Raw genomic sequence first — 20,127 nt, forward strand, 5'->3', positions numbered from 1 at the left:
AACAACTAACTAATGGGATTTATTAGATAATTATTAGTGTAATTTTTTCTTTATTCAAGGATGAAAATCGTACTAAATGTAGATATAACAACTATTATGTTGTTTTAATGATATAAAAATATTTGGTTTTTGAAAAAAGAATTTTCTGAACAATAAATATTATTATATATTGAGAAAGTAAAAAAATAGAAAAATATCAATTGAATCCCAAAAAATAACGTGTGAATATTATAGATATAAATTACAACTTGATATTTCACATGAATTTCTACAAATTTAGATGTTTATTAAATTAGGAGGATTGATAGTGCTAAAAATGTAGTTTGTTGCTAATTCAGTATTTTATATGCATCCATGGGATTTTAGAACGCACAGTTATTATTTGCTAGTAAGTATTTTAATATCAAATCTTTTGGGGAAGTGATAAGTAATGGTCACAGTATTAAATAATGAAACTAAAAGTTTATTAGTTGATAAAATTGCAAATAAAAATGCGTGTATTGGATATGTAGGCCTAGGTTATGTTGGACTACCATCGGCTCTTAAATGTTTAGAAGTAGGTTATGCGGTAAGAGGTTTTGATAAAAATTCAGCAAAAATAAGAAAACTAGAACGTGGAATAAGTTATATCAGTGATATTCAAGATACTGAAATCCAAGATGCTTTACATACAAATAGATTTTTTGTTAGTACAGAAATGAATGATATAAACGAATGTGATGTTGTAGTTATATGTGTTCCTACACCATTAGAAAGAACTAGTAAACAACCAGATTTAACATATATTCATTCAGCGGTGGATGAAATAGTTAAATACATTAAAAAAGGTACATTAATTATCTTAGAAAGTACTACTTATCCAGGTACTACAAGAGAAGAAGTTTTATACAAATTAGAACAGAAAACTAATTTTAAAATTGGTGTAGATATATTTGTAGCATACTCTCCAGAGCGAATCGATCCTGCAAATCAATCGTTTTCAATTCAAGATATTATAAAAATCGTAGGTGGAGTTACATCTAATTGTACCGATTGTGCAGCAGCTTTCTATAGTAACTTAATTAAGGATATTCATAAGGTAAGCAGTCCAGAAGTAGCAGAGACAGCTAAGTTATTGGAAAATACGTATCGTTTTATAAATATCGCTTTTATTAATGAAATGACACAAATTTGTAATGAGTTAAACATAAATATCTGGGAAGTAATTGATGCCTCAGGAACTAAGCCATTTGGATTTCAAAAATTCTATCCTGGCCCTGGCGTAGGAGGACACTGTATTCCAATTGATCCTATTTATTTTAAGTGGATTGCAAATAATAAGGATTTAGCAACAAAAATGATTGATGTGGCAAGGGAAATTAATGAAAACATGCCTAAGTATGTTCTTAATAGAGCACTACAGTTACTAGATGATAAAGATGGTAAGAATATTCTTATGGTTGGTGTTGCATATAAAAAGAATGTTAATGATGCTAGGGAATCGCCAGCTTTGGATATTATGAATGATTTAATGATAGAAGACTATAACGTGGATTATTACGATCCGTTTATAGAGGAACTCATTGTGGGCGATAACACATTGAAAAAATCTATAGATTTAAACCTAAGTCAATTAGACAAATACGCTTTAATTATTGTTCATACGGATCATGATTGCATTAATTTTAAATTGCTTAATGAGGTAAATTGTTTAATTTTAGACACAAGAAACATATTTAAAGATGAATCAGTATATAAAAAAAATATTATAAGTTTGTAGGTGATTACATGGTAGAGTTTATTCCTTTTTATCGACCGGAAATCAATGATGAAGATATAGAGAGGGTAGTTTCTGCCCTTAAATCTGGATGGCTTTCAAAGGGGCCAAAAGTGATAGAGTTTGAAGAGAATTTAAAAGAATATCTGAATACTGAACATGTAGTAAGTTGTAATTCAGGGACTGCCGCATTACATTTAGCATTACTGTCTTTGGGAGTTGGATTAGAAGATGAAGTAATAGTTCCAAGTTTTACTTTTTGTTCTAGTGTAAACGTTATTATGCATGTAGGTGCAAAACCCGTATTTGTGGACATAGATGAAGAGAATTTATGTCTTGATCTTCAAGATGTTAAAAGAAAAATCACTAAAAAAACGAAAGCAATTATTGCAGTTCACTTTGCTGGATATCCGGCTAAATTAAAAGAACTTCAAAAATTATGTAAAGAATACGGACTGTTTTTGATAGAGGATGCAGCGCATGCATTAGGAACAAAATATGATAATACTTTAATTGGTACACATGGAGATGTTATTTGTTTCAGTTTTTATGCCACAAAAAATATAACAACAGGTGAAGGTGGAGCGTTAGTCACTAAAAATGAATCGATTGCTGAAAAAGCTAGATTATATGGTTGGCATGGTATCACCAAAAATGCATGGAATCGTTATGGTGAAGAAGGAAGCTGGCGTTATGATGTTCTATTACCTGGGTTTAAATATAACATGATGGATCTACAAGCTAGTTTGGGTATTAGTCAGTTAAAAAGAGCTGATGAAATGATTGAAAAACGCAAGAGAATAGCTGAAAGGTACCAAGAGGAATTAAAAGAGGTTCAAGAGTATATAACGTTACCTAATTATACTAACAATCCAAGTGTAAAACACGCATGGCATTTATTTGTTATAAAAATTAATTCTAATTCTCCTGTTAGTAGAGACCAGGTAATTCAAGAAATGAAAAAGAGAAATATTGGGCTAAGTGTTCACTTTATTCCTGTTCACATGCATCCGTATTATGAAGAGAGATTTAACGTATATTTACCTAAAACGGAAGAGATATTTAATCAAATTATTTCATTACCACTGTATAGTGCTCTTACAGACAATGAAGTTGAACATATTATAACGTCTTTAAAAAGTCTATATCAATTAAAAATAGGGAGGTAAATATTTATGAAAATTGGGGTTATTGGTGGCAGCGGATTTATTGGTAAGCATGTTACAAAGGAGTTACTAGCAAGGGGGTATGAAGTAGTTATATTTGATAAATTTAAACCAAGTATTGATGTTCCTTTTAAGGAAATTGATATTTTAGATATTGCAACATTAAGAGAAAATCTTATTGATGTCGATGGGGTAATCCATTTAGCTGCATTAGTGGGTGTTGATAATTGCCGTTTAAATGAAGAAGATGTAGTGAGGGTGAACTTTGAAGGCACGAAAAATATTGTACAGGTTTGTAACGAAAATGGCATAGAAAAATTATTGTTTTCTTCCAGTTCGGAGGTATATGGGGATGGAGTGAGTGTTCCGTTTAAAGAAAATGATATTAAAATTCCAAAATCAGCTTATGGAAAAGCTAAATTAATGTCCGAAGATTATTTGAAAGAATACGCTAGTAATAGTTTGAAAATTAGAGTGGTTCGTTATTTTAATGTATACGGTTCACAACAAAATGATAACTTTGTAATTTCTAATTTTTTAAAACAAGCTCATAGTGGTGAAGATATTACTATTTATGGAGATGGACAGCAAATTAGATGTTTTAGTTATATAAGTGATATTGTTAACGGAACTATACTAGCCTTTGAATATGAAGGAGAAAACTTTGCAGATTTTAATATTGGCAATAACAAACCTATATCTATGGAAGAACTAGCAATAAAAATTAATGAATTAATGGGCAATAAAAGTAAAATTAAATTTCTTGATTTAGGTGAAGAGGGAGTCCGAAATTCTAGTATTGAAATCTTTAGAAGAATCCCTTCAATAGAGAAAGCTAAATTATTTTTAAACTATCAACCAATTATTTCATTAGATAAAGGACTAGAGATAATAATAGGGGAGAAGTATGGAAACACAGTATCTATATCCTAAGAATCCAAAGAAAATTAAGTATCCCATATATTCTTCTCCTTGGAGTATATCTGATCATGTATTTTTTTTGAAAAGTGTATATAGACCTAATGATTCTAAACTTAAAAAAAGTCTTCAAGCTCTTTATCCGGATGCAGAAATTGTATTAACTAATAGCGGTACATCTGCATTAGTAGTTGGTTTAAAGTATCTAAAAGTGGCAAAGGGAGATGAAGTAATTCTATCGAACTTTAATTGTCCTAATGTAATAGAAGCAATATTAACGGTGGGAGCAAAGCCTGTATTAATTGATTTAAACACTAATCATTCAATTTCTCTTAATAAAATAAAAAAACATTTGAATGCTAATACAAAGGCAATTATTCTTACGCACTTGTATGGATGTCATGACGATTTAGAAATTATTGACTGGGCTAGAGAAAATAATATTTATATCATCGATGATGCTGCACAAGCAATGTTTTCTTATCAAAATGGAAAGCCAGTTGGTAGTTTAGGCGACATTGGTATTTTAAGTTTTGGAGGAACTAAACCGATCCCAAGTATTGGGGGAGGAGCGTTACTTCTTAATCGTACAATAAGTGAATTATGTGACATGGATGAAGAAAAGAAGGAAGAAGTGATTTTAGATTATAAGAATCATTTAAAAACACAATTAGCTATAAAAATAAGAAAGAGTAGAGTACTGAGTTTATTTACTAATTATTGGAGGAAATTAGAGATTCTGCCCTCCTATAATAATAGTAAATTAGATTCTTTACCGGAGAAAACGGAAGTTATAAATCCAAAAAGAATGTCTATAGTACGTTCATTGTTAATTGATAAACACCTACAGAAAACAAAGAAGATTTTAGAAATAAATATATGCAACGCTAGTCTGTGTTATACAATGCTGCAGGAAATTGAAGAAAAGTATGGCGTTAAGATTATATTTTCAGCTCAGAATGTTTATTTAAACTATTTTACCATTATATTCAAAGAATCATCTGATAGATATGAGTGTTCTGTACATTTAGCGGAAAAAGGTATACAAACTTGTTGGAATTACTTACCTCTGAGTGAAATTCCTATTTTTTCGAAGTACGCAACTGAGTCAGAAAATATAGATTATTTATGGCCAAGGGTATTATCAATACCTTTTAAATATCCTTTAGTAGACAAGGACCTTAAGTATATATGTAGTCAAATTCTGAAATATTTAGAGAATAAGAATTAAAAGGTGATTATATGGAAATCGAAATATGTACTGACGCCCAATATTGGGATGCCTGTATGGAAGAATACAATGGTTCTGTATTTCATAGTTACGAATGGGGAAAGTTAATGGAATTATTACCTGGTGTTCAATTTTTCCCAGTACTAATAGAAACACGAGATACAGTAGTTTTAACTCCTATGTATGTACAGGATGGTAGGCTTTTGGGAAGTTTAATTGGTTATGGAGGTCCAATAATAATTGGCCAAGATAAAATAGATTTTTCAGTTTATGAATCCATAATAAATAAGAAGTTTGAAAATAAAATTCAAAAGCTTTTATTACCTATAACGATAAATCCTTTTCAAAGTTATAGTAAAGAAAAGTGGGATTATAAAGAAACTTATATGTTAGACCTGCCAAATAAGTTTGAGGATTTATGGACATCGTGTTCTGGGAAAGCTAGGACAAGTGTTAGGTATGCACGTAAACAGAATGTTGAAGTTCGTCCTATAACTGTAGCGGAATTAGATGAGTTTTACCAATTATATCAAGAACATAATACAAGTATAGGAGCGAGTTATTCATTTAGTAGAGAGTTTTTTTATCATTTAGTTCTTAATTTGCAAGAAAAAATCCTTTTCTTAGGGGCATTCTTAGAAGAAGAATTAATTAGTTCCAGCATTTTTATAATGGATAAAAAGGTTTTATATTATTGGATTAACATTAACAATACCGAAGGGAAAAATTCACAATCTTCATATTTACTACTAAATGATGCGTTTGAATTAGCAATTCATAATAAATTAAAGTATGCGGATTTAGGATATTCACATAATAAAGGGATTGCTAGACCTAAGATATACTGGGGGGCAGCTTTGAAAAAATGTTTTTGTTTAAAAGAAAGGATTTAAACTATGATTATTAGTGGCCACCAACCAAGTTATTTACCTTGGTATGGTTTTTTTGAAAAAATTCATAAATCAGATGTGTTTGTATTTCATGATATAGCACAATTTGAAAAAAAAGGTTTTTTAAATAGGAATCGTATTAAAACTTCACAAGGAGCGTCTTGGTTAACTGTTCCAATACAAATGAAGAATTATAAAGAAATTCCATTTAATAAGTTAAAGATAGACAATACTCAAGATTGGGAACGGAAGCATTGGAAAGCAATAAGAATTAATTATTCTAATGCACCTTACTTTAATGTATATAAGGATTATTTAGAAAGTTTTTATTCAGAAGATTGGATTAATTTAAATGATATGAACATGAATTTTATTCATTTTATTATCCGTGAATTAAACATTGATACGGAGCTATATTATGTATCAGATTTAGAAGGGATTACAGGTAAGAAAAGTGATTTTGTATTAGAGTTGTGTCAGAAATTTAATGCCAGTACTTATTATTCTGGAAGTTTAGGGCAAGATTATTTAAACGAAAAAGACTTTGAGAATGAGAATATAGAAATTATTTATCAAAGAATAAGAGATTATTCATACAAGCAATTATTTGGGGAATTTATACCACATTTATCTATTTTAGATATTTTACTAAATTGTGGGCCAAAGGAAACAGAAAAATTAATTAAAGGAGTCTAAATTTCTATGAATGTACTTGTATTTGCTGCTCATCCGGATGATGAAATAATTGGTGTTGGTGGAACAATAGCGAAACATGTGAAACAAGGTGATGATGTACATGTTGTAATACTTGCAGAGGGAAAATCTTCTAGAGCTAAAGAATATAGAGAGCTAGATTTAGAGGTTAAGAACTTATCGTATAAAGAAACAGAGGGGGCATGTACTACACTTGGTGTAAAAAGTTTTGCAAGACTAGATTTCCCTGATAATCGTCTTGATACATTACCCTTACTTGATGTAGTGAAAGAGATTGAAAATCACATTGAAAAAATAAATCCTACAATTATTTATACTCAATATGGTGGAGATATAAATATTGATCATACTGTTGTTTACAGAGCAGTAATGACAGCGACACGCCCTCTGCCAAATACTAATATCAAATGGGTATTTGCATATGAAACTTTATCTTCTACAGAGTGGAATTATAATGAAAAAGATAAGTTCCTTCCTAATTATTTTGTGAATATTGAAGATCATTTGGAGGAGAAATTAAGTGCGATGAGACATTATGAATCTGAGTTAAGGGAATTTCCTCATCCACGCTCTATAGAAGCAATGAGACATAACGCATTTGTATGGGGTGCCAAATCAGGATACCAAGCGGCTGAGGCATTTATGTTAGTAAGGGGGACATGGTAGGTGAAGAGAATATGTTAATACCACAGGTCCCGTTCTTTGGTTTAGATAGTAAACAGATTGACTTAAAATGGGTTGAAAAAGGCTATGGATTAGAAGCAAATATTTTTGATGGGAAATCTTTATTTGATAACTCATATACAAAAAGGTTTTCTGAGGTCCTTTCTTTTGTGCAAACCCTTAATCCATCCTTGTTAACGCTGCATTTTCCTACTGATAATGCAGACTATCTCAATGATGAATTTATTAAAAAGCAACTATATGAATTTATTGACCTTGCTATAAAGTATAATGCATCAGGTATAACAGTGCATGCTAATCAATTTATGAATGTCACGGAATTTCAAAACTATAATCTTCTTGATAATAGAAAAAGGATTATAGAGTTCTTTAACATGCTAGATGAAGAAATAAAAGGAACTGATATATGGATTGGTGTTGAAAACCTACCCATTATTGGAAACTTGGGTGATGATTTTGATCCTATATTTATATATCCCGAAGATTTTACTGATTTGGTTAATTTGGAGTTATCTAAAGTTGGAATAACATGGGATATATGTCATTGGTCTATAACCTATCTTACACGTTTAGGTATTTCTAAATTATTAAGGCAAGAAGAAATTGAATATAAGGACTTTCATAAGTATTTAAGCTTAATGGATCATATTAAACATTTTCATTTTAGTTCTTTTAAGCATTTAACGATTCCTTATAGTGAGGTACGTTGCTATGAGGGAGAGAATCCGGCTAATGGATCTATTGATGAAAGTTTATTACTTGAAACTTTATTAAAAGTGAAGAACAATACTTTGGATAAAAACATAGGAATTGTATTTGAGGTTCAGGAAACTGATTATACGAATAGAAAGAGGTCATGGGAGACTCTTAATTGGTTTCATAAAAATATTACTGGTATGCAAACAAAAATGAATTATTTGGAGATATAAAAGGCACTATCGGTTTATTTATTTTTACATGTAACTTGAGTTAGAGATTATTTTAATGAACCTTTTCTTCTAAGTAAGTGTGTTAGGAGGGAAGGTTTTACTATTAATCTTTTTTAATCATAGGGAGGACAAATGAAAAAACTAACTCTTATAAAGAAGCTTATTGTAACTTTTGGGATTTTGTTGCTTTTCCTTTTTAGTAATTTATCTGAGGATGTAATACTAGTACATGCTATGACTAAGAACGACCAAAGTTCTCTCATGTCAGATAAGGTTCGTGCTAGTCGAGCTATTGAACATACACGTTTTCTGTCTGAGAAAATTGGTCCACGTCCAAGTGGGACTAAGGAAGAACATAAAGCAGCTACATACATTGGAGATACATTAAAAAAATTAGGGTATGAAGTTGAGTATCAGGCCTTTCCTGTACCAGATCAATATATTGGGAGTATCTCTTTTAGTGTGAATGGAGAAAAAGAATGGCAAGTTGGAGCAGCATCTAATGCATCTATACCTAAAGATCCTGTCGTAGGACCGGTAGTTTCTATAGGAAAAGAGAACGGTATTAAAAATTCACCTGAGCCAATTCATGGGAAAATAGTATTATTGGAACAAGCTGATACGTATGAGAAATATAATGAACAAGTTGAGTATGCAGCAGAAAAGGGAGCAAAAGCTGTATTGTTATATAGTACGATTGGGGATAGAGGCAACTATGGAGAAGCCTTTAACCCAGTTCTAAAAAAGAAACAATCAATACCTGTATTTGGGCTTGCTTATAATCAGGGAATTAGAATGAAAGATAAGATAGTGCATAATAAAAATATAGTTAGTTTAAAGGCAAAACACGAAATGAATTTGAGTTCATTAAATGTTATTGCGAAAAAAAAGCCCAAATACAAGACAGATAATGAGGATGTAGCAATAATGAGTGCTCATTATGATAGTGTTATCGGAGCACCTGGAGCAAATGACAATGCTTCCGGCGTAGGACTTTTATTAGAGTTAGCATACAATTTTAAAGATATAGAGACTAATAAAGAAATTCAATTCATAGCCTTTGGAGCAGAAGAAAATGAATCTTTAGGTGCTTACCATTATGTTAATCAGTTATCTACAACAGATAAGAAACATATTCTAGGGGTTTTTAATGCAGATATGATAGCGACAAGTTACAAAAAGGCTAAGGACTTATATGCAATGACACTAGATGGTTCTCAAAATGAAGTAACAAATACTGCGGTAGCTACTAGTAAAGCATTAGGGAAATCGGTTGTATTAACTGGAAAGTTTGATTCTAGTGATCATGTACCATTTTACGAAGCTGGAATTTCCTCAGCACTATTTATTTGGATGGATGTAGAGAGTTGGAATCCCCTAATTTATCATGTTGAAAAGGTATTCCATACACCTCAAGATACCGTTTTAGAAAATATTTCTCCTCAGCGTATGCAGGAGGCACTAGAAATTATAGGGACAAGTTTGTATTACTTTATCAAAAGATAGGTTTTTTCGGAGGTTTCAGCATAGCCGACTAAATTTAGATTTTAATAATAATATAGTAAAACTTTTGTTGGGATAAAAATATACTTTGAGCATAGGCGAGGTAACTATATGAGGAGTACATGGAAAGAATTAAAGGGGATGGATCTTAATGTCTGGATCCGCTTTATCGGAGAAGCCTTAAATGGTATTGCAATGATGATGTTAATGCCATTTTTTGCATTATATTTGAAGGATAAAGTGGATTCTCTACTTGAGGTAGGTATAATTATAGCTTTATCCCCAATTGCGGCGAGTTTTGGTTCATTAATTGGAGGGCATATAGCGGATACTTATGGACGGAAACCAACTATGGTACTCTCTATGGCCAGTAATGGGCTACTAATGCTTGTTTTTTTGTTTATTGATAGTTTTATAGGGTATGCCATTTTATCTATTGGTTTAGGGCTATGTAATTCTTTCTTTGAACCAGCGGCATCTGCAATGGTTACCGATGTAACAGAACCTGAAAAAAGAACTGAGGCATATGGATTACTTAGAATGGCTCATAATATAGGAGCTGCGATAGGCCCTATAATTGGTGCAGCAGTTGTGATTGTATCAAAAGATGTCATATTTTTGATTACTTCTGGAACCATGCTGTTTTATACAATATTAATGTTATTGTTTCTAAAGGAAACAAAACCTAAAAATATAATGATACATGAGGAAACACATAAACAGTCAATAAGATTTACGTTAAGAGTTGTTATAAGAGATAGAATATTTCTATTCTATATAGTGACGGGAATCATTATATTTATGGGATTCTCACAATCGGAAGGTATGTTACCACTTCATTTTAGTAATGAGGATACAATGATTTTTGGAAATAGTAATCCATTTCCATATTTAATGACTTTAAATGGCTTATTGGTTGTATGTTTCCAATTTCCTATTTCAAAGTGGTTAACTCACAAACCAATTGGTAAATCAATGCTATATGGTGCTATTCTTTTTGGCGTTGGCCTTTTAGCAATAGGATGGTTACCAAAGTGGTTTCAAGTAATAGACGCAAATGATTTAATTATTCTAGGCTCATTATTAATAGCTTATACAGTTTATACAGTAGGGGAAATGATTATGTCACCTGTCCAAATGACATTCGTCGCTAATATAGCTCCAGAACATTTGAGGGGGACTTATATGGGGGCGGCTAATCTGCAATGGATTACAGGTAATGTATTTGGACCTCTTCTAGGCGGTGTATTACTGGATCAGCTTTTAGGACATATGTTATTTACAATCTTAGGTGTGGGTTGTATTATTTCTGGATTTGTTTACTTACTATTAGATAGACTTATTGAGAATAGAAGTAAACAAATACCTATAAAACAAACATCTTAATTTTAATATTGTTAATAAGTTGAAAATTAAATTTTATGTTTTAAGGATTAAATAAAGTGCACGTTTATTAATAGTAAACGTGCACTTTATTTATTAGTGTTTAAACTTAATTTATATATAGTGAGTTTTTTAGGTGACGACTTAAGTGTATAAAAGTAATTTGCTACTTTATTTAATTAATTTCAACTAGACTTCTTGTCTTATCAATATGATTAAGTAACATACGATACTCTTCTTCGTACATAGTTACACGTTGTAGAAGGGAATGATTTTCTGTCTCTAAAGTTTTTATTTGACTTTGTAAGTTTGTAAATTCATATGTTTTTTTATAATTTTGTAGAAAGAGAATAATATCATCTAATGTCATAGATAAAGAGTATGTTTCTTTTTTGTTGAGAGGGAGAAATATTGTTTCCCACTTCTCGATTTTGTTTTGTTTGTTGTATTTCCTCTTGGTATTGTTTTCTCACGTATGAATTCCAGCGAAATCCACAAGCTGCAGGTGTCCGATTTAGTAGCTTTGCTACTTCCTTGAATGCAGTTAACTGTGTTCCACCGTTACGAATATTCTGGAGTACTGTTGATGTGAGAAGTAAATCTTTATCGTTAGTCCAGGAATCTTGTCTTGAGAGTACCACGTTTTAACCTCCTTTATATGTTTTATAACATTAATCAAATTAAACGTTCTCTTTTCCTTTTGTAAATTTGATATCAATCTCTCATTTTAATCTACTTAGAATAAATCCGTTAATACGTAGATTGCTGATGATGCGTTAGGTGGATTTACTTATATCACTCACCAATTTATTAGTAAAAAATTAATTTCGTTGTACATAATATTATAGGATCTTCTGACAAGAGACAATTACGCTGATATAGCCACTAATAGGAAATAAGAGTACTTTATCTGTTTGTATTTTGGGTTCTGGATAACGATTGTAATATGAGTTTTTAATAGACATTTAGTAGATATTTGTTAATTTAGCATCTCTAAATTGAGGCATGTAACTTGAATATAATAGATTAAAAGAGGATATATACTATTGGGGTTAAAGAGAAAACGAAATAGAGAGGATATTTTAGGTTAGGAAAATTTGAATGGACTTGTCATTAAAGATAGGACCTTTCAAAAAGGGAGGATAATTGACAACTGTAGGTACTATGATTAGGAATTTAATTCTAATCATTTTATGTTGAGAAATAAAAAATTATTTTGTAAAAGGCGAGATGGGATGGGAATTCATATAAATTTTACAAGAAGAGAAGGTAAAAGTAGAATTTTATTGAGAATAACTTGTGCTAGATTAACTTAAAAAACCTTATAATATAATTATATTATAAGGTTTTATTTTAACTATAATAATATTTATTGTGATTTTTTATCGAAGAATAAATTTAAATCTGTTTTGTCTGTGTCGTCTGCTAAAGCATTTTGTATAATATCATTTAATAATTGCATTTTTTCTTTTTCAAAAAATGGGACACTAATATAATAAGGTGTTCCTGCTTTTTCAATTCTTAATATTGTCTGGATACCGCTACCCGCAATTCCAATACCTAATAGTAGTAAAATTAATCCACCAATAAAACTATCACTTAAAGTACCTAATCCAAATAAGAAAATTAGTATTCCTAAAATCATTGGTTTAAAGAAATACTTGGTAGATAACATTGCTCCAGAAATATTTTTTAGAGGAATGTTTTGTTGGTCTTTACCAGCAGGAATAAAACCAAATAATGTGTTTGATAAGTTGGTTTTTACAAACCTATTATCAACGTCTACTCTGCCTTTTATCCAGAAGAATAATAGGCTGGTTGAAAATTCAAGTCCTTTCATCTTTTCATCTCCTGTTATAAATTACTAATAATAAAATCTATATATCGTTATATCAACATTAATTATGAAATATGTGTATAATTTTTTGCGATTTTATATAAAATTATAATATACAGAATAACAAGAGTGAAAAAGTGTTAAGGGCAATACGATTATAGGGAGACTATTAACTGGTACAGGTTTTGCTGAAGTAAAAGCGAAACGAATTCTGTTTGATGAGGTGCCAATGGATTATTGGTCATTTATGCAATATATAATTTATCTAACGAGGGAAATGTTATTGTAGGATACGGAGATGGTATATTTGGTTTGGGAGATAATGTACCTGTGAACAAGTAGATGCACTACTTTATCGAGCACATTTGAAGGGGTATGTGAAAGATGATCAGATACTACATATTCAAGGGAAGTCGTCATTTGCTAATCTTTATCATGATATTAATGAAAACTCAACAATGTTTTTAAAAGAAATTTTGACGGTGACAGAGTTAGGGATTTTTAAAGGAGACAAAAAAGGAAATCTTAGGACAAAAGGTACGTTTACACGCGCGGAGATGGAACAAATAATTAAAAATGCTTTTCCCTACAGTGTGAAAGCTCCGCATTAATTTAAAGGTATACCTGCTAACTTTTGGGTAGAAGAAGAAATTAGTGTAGTTTACTCTAATTATATTTTAGCAGGAGTAGAGATAGGGGAATTTGCTCCATTTATGACAGCAACTCGTGAACAGTATGCTCAATTTTTATATAATGCTCTTTGAAATGATCTTTTATGGAATCTTAAAGATCTATTTGAATAATGAGAAGAGCTTTTTCTAAAAGGTAAATCAGTTATTAAACAAAGGCTATGGGATTTTCTTACTGTAACCATTTCTTATTTATCACTAGACAGCTTTATTAATAAGAGAAAAAAGTTGGTGAGATAAAGGGCATCATTCTAATTAGAATGATGCCCTTCTTAATTTTAAATATAATTTAATGAAATACTTTTTCAATTGTGGGCATAACAGCTATTGGTGGTAGGGATTTAGTCCATGCAGCTGCATATACATTTAATTTCTCACCTAATGTGTAGTTTTCACCACTTGAAACAGGGACCCTTAAAATCTTATTTTGAGAAATTAGATCCCACCAATCATGTTGATAAGCAAGAGCTTCATCTTTTGTAGACGTAGCTGCAACTACTAAATAATTGTTCTCTACTGAAATGACATATCCAGTAAAAGGTTCTTGTTCTTGGTTCTGAATAGAATGAACAGGAATATTGTTGGCGGAAATCTTGTTAGAATCTGCAAAGGCCGGTGTTAATCCGAATGTAAATCCACATCCTAGTGTTAAAACTGTTACCGTTGTTACGAATATTTGTTTTTTGTTAAACATGATATATCCCCCTTATATTTTATTCTTACACTATCCACTTTCAATTTACATACATATAAAGCCTTTTAATATTAAGATGTTTAACAATTCTGTAACAATTATCCTATAAATGTTAATATTATCTATTAATGGAATTGGGTTTGTGTTATAATTCACTAGGTGAACTATTATTGTTCATTTCATCTCTTGATGAATGTATGCCCTTCCTTAAGTGTAAAGATGTTCGATTTTATTGGTGAAGAGGGGAGATATCCCTTTCCTTTTTTTTATGGGGTTCTTTTTCTAGGCATATTAACAGTAAGGAGAGTATTGAAATGCTATTTTCAAATCTTTATCAGGAGAAAAATTTGAAAAAGCTTATCATGTTATTATTTTTACATATATCTAATATAAAGTGAATTGATAATATGTAGATTCACTATTACTAATATTCAATTAAGATATTTAGCGCTATGTTAATAGTGTTAACTATCTTAATTGGTGTGGAATGTGATAGAAAGCATAAGTTTACCGCAAACTTATACTTTCAGGATTTGAAGAATATTCTTAATATGAATTTTAAAGAAAATACAAAATTTTACTAGACGTGAGAAAGAAGGAACTGAAAATATCCTTTAAAATAAGATATATTTTGCTCAAAAGATTAGAGGGCACCAATTCATTAAAGCGATAAAAAACGTTTTAATGAATTGGTGTCCTTTTTGTTTTAAAAAGAGAATATATTTTCTCAACAGGACAAATGGTAATCAGCTATAAGTATTAATTATAAGGATAAAAGGAAAATAGAAATTAATAATAAAGGAGAATGCAAAATGATAACATTAATATCTGAAAGAAATCTAGCTGAAATCCACGAAGACGATGTAGATGTATTAAAAGTAATGGCACATCCTGTTCGATTACAAATTGTAAATGAATTAATGCATCATAAAATGTGTAATGTTACACAATTAACGGAAATATTAAGACTCCCCCAATCCACTGTTTCACAACATTTATCAAAATTGAGGAGAACCGTACTCCGTTCAGAAAGAAGAGGGTTAGAGATGCATTATTATATAGATAATGCTAAGGCACGTCAGATTGTTGAAATTTTAGGTTTATAGGTTAATAATACATAAAAGGTTTCCTGTTACAAGGCAGGAAACCTTTTTTATATATATACTAATTGTGTGATAATATCATACCGTAGAAGCTACCTAACAATAATTAAATTTAACAGCTTGTTTTATCTTGCCACAAACAATTTAACACGATATATAGGTGTAAACTTACAAAGAAGGGTTTTAAATAGAAATTAGATATAACAATGGATAATGGTAAGTGTATTAAAGAAACTATAGAATTAATGAAATAAAAAATAATAAATAGTTGTTGTAAAGGCATATATTTATAAGAATGTGGCAGGAATGAAATGAACTTTACAGTTACTTTAACTTGGATGAAAAGAGATTTAATAATTGTTTAATAGAGTTCATTACCTAGTAAATACGGAGTTCCTGGGCTTGAAGGAGAGGATATAAAAAAGATAACGTGAATAATCCGAAACAAATATGTTTCGGATTAGAGGTTCGAGATTTTATCCATTTTCATTCAACGGTTTGTAAAAGATAATAAGTTGAATTTTCTGTTTTTTAACAAGGGAAATGTATTAGGTTAATCAATAGATACTCCACCAGAGACAATCAGTTTTGTTGGTGCTGGCGTATCTCCACCATTAAACGAAGAGTGTTGTGATACATTTAAACTAATTATGCTACATGCTAATGCACTTACTACTACCATACTTAATACAATTTTCTTAATCTTTTTCATTATTTTAACGCTCCTTTTCTCAAATGTTTCTTATCAGCATTATTACTAATATAGAAATATTTGCTTGCCTTAACATGATTATCTGCCTCATAAAATTGGATTGCTAAAATCCCTGCATATTCTTTTACACAATCCCACATTTCCTCTTTTTCAAAATAAGAAATAGCATCAGTAACTACTTTTTCTAGTTTAATTCTAGGTAGTTCTGTGATTAGTTCATTTAAAACTGCGAAACGATGCTTATATTCCTCATTTCCTGATTCATTTGTATACTTCATTCCTTGCTCGATATATGATTTTGCTGTTTCAATGCCTTCTAAATTATAATATGCTCTTGCTAAGACAAATAATGCTTTAAAATGATTCGGTAGGGTATTTATAATTTCAGAACTCTGTCTGATCGCCAATGGAAATAAATCTTGAATATTATATAACCAGCCCAAATTATGACGTACTCTTGATAATAATTGTTCTTCATTATACTTTTTAAAAACATCAATAACCGTATTGAGACATTCTTCAGCTCTTTCAAACTCTCTTAGATCTATACAAGCTAAACCGTATACATTGTCGCATAAGGCAACATTAATTTCATAGCCTACATGATTCTGGTATACTTTTTTTGCCTTTACTACATGTTGAATTGCTTCAAATGGTTGATAAGATTGATAACAGTAAGTTGAAAATCTATACTCAAACTCGGCTTTTTCTACTGCGTCAGGTATATCAATTAAAAGTTCTTCCGCCTTTTCATAGTGTGTTTTCGCTTCAGTATAATTTGCTAAAATTGTAGAATGAATTGCCTTAAAGAAATGATAATAGTAAGCTAAAAATAAAAAATCATCTTTGATAGTAGAGAGTTTTTCTATTTGATTAAAAGAATCTTTTGTAATACTCATTCCATCTACCAAGACCATATATCTAAAATTCAGTAGGGAATAATAGAATGATACATATTGGTCTGCTTCTAGTCCTTTTAAACTTTCTTTTACTTTTAGGTATGTTTGTTTTGCTTCTTTTACATGATATAAACGAATTTCTTCATACCATTCGTGTAATAATCCCATCAATTGCTCATTACTCTTCTCTTGAACAGTCATAATATCCCCCTTTTCTATGTAAAGGCTTATTCTGATAATAACAGGAATTAGATACATTAAATTTAATAATGAGTTTTTTTCATTAATAGACAGAATATTCAGAATATAACGGATACCCACCCTTTGTAATGCGACAAAATATAGCTAAGATAGTACAAATTTCGCTAAGTGATTTTTTGATGCTTAAATGTTTGCTATTGGATATATCGTATAAGAGGTGTCTTAGCACTATGGTAGAAAAGGAGGTAGCTTACATTGCTATTTTTTTGAGAAAATATTGGACTTATTAAGTTTCGAGGAATTCCTCGGAATTCAATATAAGTATACCCATGTCTACTTATATTGAAAAGTGAGCGTTAGTTTATGATAAGTTTTGGGATTAATTTACTAAGGACAATGACGAATTTAAGAACAAGAAGAAAAGTAATGGATGCTAGAATTCTGCAAGCGTTAGGGTAGAATTTAAATGTTTTTTGAAAAAAAGAATTCACTTCTAAATCACTTGCAACCATTATGGTTACAATTTATATCTGTTTTTAGAAAAAATGTTCAATATTACCTTTTGTTGAAAATCTTAGCCATTTTTTTGGAAGGGTTAGTTTTGAAAAATATAGTAAGGTAACTCAAAAAAGAACAAGATATAAAAAAGATGTACTTATATAAACCAGAAAGTTAGCTGAGAATTTTAAGCAGCAGCTGAGCTGGAAAATAAAAATAAAGGTAGGAGATTTACATGGAGACGAAACAAGATAACCTTATTTACGTATGGGACGCTTATTGTGGATGGTGCTATGGCTTTTCAGAAAGTATTAAAGGGTTTTACAAAAAACACACTGAAATGCCGTTAACAGTTTTATGTGGAGGATTATTTTTAGATAATTTACCAATGAAAAATTTCTCATATATAGAAGAGGGAAATAAAAGAATTAATCAACTTACAGGTGCTGAATTTGGTCCTTCCTATCAAAAATTGGTGGAGGAAGGGACTTTTAAAATGAATTCGAAAGATGCTGCAATTGGTTTTTCAGCTTTACGCTCATTAGCGCCAGACCGTTTATTAGAATTCACTTCGGCTATGCAAAAAGCGTTTTATTATGAGGGCCAAAGTCTGAGTGATCCTGAAACATATCGCAAGATTGCAATCGAGCATGGTTTGGACCCTGAACAAGTATTAGAACGTTTAAACGCTCAAGAAACAATAATAGATGTCCAAAATGATTTCAATAAAGTTCGACAGCTTGGTGTTAATAGCTATCCTTCCTTACTTTTACAAAAGGATAATCAAATTATTCCTATTGGTGGTGGCGTAATGACGCCGGATAAAATTGAAGCGCGTTTTAAAAATTTATATTAAGAAAATTTAGGATATAGTAGCAAACATGTTATCTTAGGGCACCTAACATTCATCTCCGGAATATTCGCCAGTACTATTACACTTTCAGATGAATGGGAGTGGGAGATTTTATCGGAACAAGATAAAAATATGATAATTAGTTAATAACTTTAACAAAAGGAGAATAACATACTATGTTTAAAACAATCGATACAAATCAAAAAGATGTGAAATTAACGGTGTTTAGTTCGGACGAAAAAAGCTTTATGGTCACAGCAACATTAGTTGAGAAAGCAGGACATGCATTTTTAATAAACTCAAAATTTACGCAGTCTGATTCGAAAGAAATTGTTGAGTATCTGAAAAAAAACAACTTATCTCTAGATAAAATCTTTATTATTCATGGGGATCCAGACTACTACTTTGGATTAGAGAGCATTAAAGCCGTTTACCCAGAAGCTATAGCGTATGCTACAGAGTCTACTGTTGAACATATCGTTCATTCTGTCTTAGGGAAATTAAAAGTTTGGAAAGACGCCCTTGGAGAAAATGCACCAAGTAACGTGGTATTACCTCAAGTGTTTAAAGAAAAAACAATTGATTTTCAGGGGTTAACATTTGAACTAGTAGGCTTAGATCATTACAGAACTAGCTTATTTAATAAAGAGCTGAAAGTATTAATTGGTGGTATTGATGTATTTAACGAAATACATGTATTCTTAGCGGATACTAGCTCAAAAGCGGCGATGGAGGCGTGGATTGAGAACTTGAAAGTGTTACAAGCATTACATGCTGACATAATTGTACCTAGCCATGGATCAATCGAAAAATCCCTAAATAATCAAGCACTTACTGTGACAATGGATTATCTAAGAACTGCGATTCAAGCTTCTGAGGAAAGTGGAACTTCAAAAGATTTTGTGGCAAAACTTGAAGAAGCATATCCAGGCTATGCAAATAAAGGTGTATTAGAATTAAGCGCAAAAGTTGTAACAAAAGAAATGCCTTGGGGTTAATGATATGAATAAATATCAAAAACTATTACATGAAACGTATGTGTTAACTGGCGAAGGGAAATTGGATGCGTTCAAAACGTATTTAAGTGAAAATGTATCTTGGACAGAAGCTGCTGGGTTTCCATATGCAGGTACTTATATAGGTCCAGATGAAGTAGTGAAAAACGTACATGAACGTCTTGGCACGGAATGGGATGACTATAGCGCTAAAGATGAAGTTTATACTTTTAATAACAATACTGTTATCGTTTATGGAAAATATAGTGGAACATATAAAGCTACAGGGAAATCTTTCATAGCAGATTTTTGTCACCTTTATGAGTTTGATGAGAACGATAAGGTTAAGAAGTTTATTCAAATTGTGGACAGTGCAACTGTTAATGAGGTATTAAGTTAGAGTTAATCGTTTCTAATATGCCTTGTATAGGGGGAGGTTAGGATAAATGAAATTCCTAACATTATCCCTGAC

19 protein-coding genes and 1 pseudogene are annotated in these 20,127 nt (G+C 30.9%); 15 read left to right on the plus strand and 5 right to left on the minus strand.

Annotated elements, in window-relative coordinates; all coding sequences use genetic code 11:
* Positions 1–430 precede the first annotated feature (430 nt).
* The 10 genes from MHI26_RS12520 (at position 431) to MHI26_RS12565 (ending at position 11,177) form a co-directional block, all read left to right on the plus strand.
* Positions 431–1,759 (plus strand): nucleotide sugar dehydrogenase, encoded by a 1,329-nt coding sequence (locus tag MHI26_RS12520; protein ID WP_061667971.1) that lies wholly within the window; start codon positions 431–433, stop codon positions 1,757–1,759.
* An 8-nt stretch (positions 1,760–1,767) separates the two neighbouring features.
* Positions 1,768–2,925, plus strand: coding sequence for a DegT/DnrJ/EryC1/StrS family aminotransferase (locus MHI26_RS12525; protein ID WP_003308659.1), 1,158 nt, complete (start codon positions 1,768–1,770; stop codon positions 2,923–2,925).
* A gap of 6 nt (positions 2,926–2,931) precedes the next feature.
* A complete protein-coding gene (locus MHI26_RS12530; protein ID WP_061667970.1) occupies positions 2,932–3,855 on the plus strand; it encodes an NAD-dependent epimerase/dehydratase family protein in 924 nt (307 codons plus the stop codon).
* The gene (locus MHI26_RS12535; protein WP_061667969.1) at positions 3,830–5,071 is read left to right on the plus strand and encodes an aminotransferase class V-fold PLP-dependent enzyme; all 1,242 of its coding nucleotides are present in this window, start codon (positions 3,830–3,832) and stop codon (positions 5,069–5,071) included. Before MHI26_RS12530 ends, MHI26_RS12535 begins: the two co-directional genes overlap by 26 nt.
* Before the next feature lie 11 nt (positions 5,072–5,082).
* Entirely contained in the window at positions 5,083–5,964 is an 882-nt protein-coding gene (locus MHI26_RS12540; RefSeq protein WP_000401943.1) for a GNAT family N-acetyltransferase, read from the plus strand.
* Between the two features lie 3 nt (positions 5,965–5,967).
* Positions 5,968–6,657, plus strand: coding sequence for a WbqC family protein (locus MHI26_RS12545; protein ID WP_061667968.1), 690 nt, complete (start codon positions 5,968–5,970; stop codon positions 6,655–6,657).
* Positions 6,658–6,663: 6 nt separating this feature from the next.
* Positions 6,664–7,341, plus strand: a complete 678-nt coding sequence (locus tag MHI26_RS12550) for a PIG-L deacetylase family protein (RefSeq protein ID WP_001101897.1) — start codon at positions 6,664–6,666, stop codon at positions 7,339–7,341.
* 11 nt (positions 7,342–7,352) lie between these two features.
* Positions 7,353–8,288 (plus strand): endonuclease, encoded by a 936-nt coding sequence (locus MHI26_RS12555; RefSeq protein ID WP_061667972.1) that lies wholly within the window; start codon positions 7,353–7,355, stop codon positions 8,286–8,288.
* Positions 8,289–8,420: 132 nt separating this feature from the next.
* Positions 8,421–9,794, plus strand: a complete 1,374-nt coding sequence (locus tag MHI26_RS12560; protein ID WP_061667967.1) for a M28 family metallopeptidase — start codon at positions 8,421–8,423, stop codon at positions 9,792–9,794.
* Between the two features lie 108 nt (positions 9,795–9,902).
* Positions 9,903–11,177, plus strand: coding sequence for an MDR family MFS transporter (locus MHI26_RS12565; RefSeq protein WP_061667966.1), 1,275 nt, complete (start codon positions 9,903–9,905; stop codon positions 11,175–11,177).
* 172 nt (positions 11,178–11,349) lie between these two features.
* Here the strand turns inward: MHI26_RS12565 and MHI26_RS12570 are convergent.
* Both MHI26_RS12570 and MHI26_RS12575 read right to left on the minus strand, forming a co-directional pair.
* Positions 11,350–11,815 (minus strand): annotated as a pseudogene (locus MHI26_RS12570) (RsfA family transcriptional regulator).
* Positions 11,816–12,543: 728 nt separating this feature from the next.
* Positions 12,544–13,014 (minus strand): hypothetical protein, encoded by a 471-nt coding sequence (locus tag MHI26_RS12575; RefSeq protein WP_000677075.1) that lies wholly within the window; start codon positions 13,012–13,014, stop codon positions 12,544–12,546.
* A gap of 374 nt (positions 13,015–13,388) precedes the next feature.
* Between MHI26_RS12575 and MHI26_RS12580 the strand changes: the two genes are divergently transcribed.
* On the plus strand, positions 13,389–13,622 hold the full coding sequence (locus MHI26_RS12580; RefSeq protein WP_002162801.1) for an S-layer homology domain-containing protein: 234 nt from the start codon (positions 13,389–13,391) through the stop codon (positions 13,620–13,622).
* Between the two features lie 367 nt (positions 13,623–13,989).
* On the opposite strand, the gene MHI26_RS12585 is transcribed toward MHI26_RS12580, so the two are convergent.
* Positions 13,990–14,394, minus strand: a complete 405-nt coding sequence (locus MHI26_RS12585) for a DUF3221 domain-containing protein (protein ID WP_061665729.1) — start codon at positions 14,392–14,394, stop codon at positions 13,990–13,992.
* Between the two features lie 812 nt (positions 14,395–15,206).
* Here MHI26_RS12585 and MHI26_RS12590 point away from each other — a divergent pair.
* The gene (locus MHI26_RS12590) at positions 15,207–15,500 is read left to right on the plus strand and encodes an ArsR/SmtB family transcription factor (protein ID WP_061665728.1); all 294 of its coding nucleotides are present in this window, start codon (positions 15,207–15,209) and stop codon (positions 15,498–15,500) included.
* A gap of 550 nt (positions 15,501–16,050) precedes the next feature.
* Here MHI26_RS12590 and MHI26_RS12595 read toward each other — a convergent pair.
* Positions 16,051–16,209, minus strand: a complete 159-nt coding sequence (locus MHI26_RS12595; RefSeq protein ID WP_000721353.1) for a Phr family secreted Rap phosphatase inhibitor — start codon at positions 16,207–16,209, stop codon at positions 16,051–16,053.
* A complete protein-coding gene (locus MHI26_RS12600) occupies positions 16,209–17,309 on the minus strand; it encodes a response regulator aspartate phosphatase (protein WP_061665727.1) in 1,101 nt (366 codons plus the stop codon). Before MHI26_RS12600 ends, MHI26_RS12595 begins: the two co-directional genes overlap by 1 nt.
* Before the next feature lie 733 nt (positions 17,310–18,042).
* Here MHI26_RS12600 and MHI26_RS12605 point away from each other — a divergent pair.
* The 3 genes from MHI26_RS12605 to MHI26_RS12615 all read left to right on the plus strand — a co-directional run bounded on the left by MHI26_RS12605 (position 18,043) and on the right by MHI26_RS12615 (position 20,055).
* Positions 18,043–18,663, plus strand: coding sequence for a DsbA family protein (locus tag MHI26_RS12605; RefSeq protein ID WP_086414040.1), 621 nt, complete (start codon positions 18,043–18,045; stop codon positions 18,661–18,663).
* Positions 18,664–18,836: 173 nt separating this feature from the next.
* Entirely contained in the window at positions 18,837–19,658 is an 822-nt protein-coding gene (locus MHI26_RS12610; RefSeq protein WP_061665732.1) for a cytoplasmic protein, read from the plus strand.
* A gap of 4 nt (positions 19,659–19,662) precedes the next feature.
* Positions 19,663–20,055, plus strand: a complete 393-nt coding sequence (locus tag MHI26_RS12615) for a nuclear transport factor 2 family protein (RefSeq protein WP_001046368.1) — start codon at positions 19,663–19,665, stop codon at positions 20,053–20,055.
* The last annotated feature ends 72 nt before the right edge of the window (positions 20,056–20,127 follow it).

It is taken from the genome of Bacillus sp. FSL K6-1218, from assembly GCF_038006445.1.
Lineage (GTDB): Bacteria > Bacillota > Bacilli > Bacillales > Bacillaceae_G > Bacillus_A > Bacillus_A thuringiensis_S.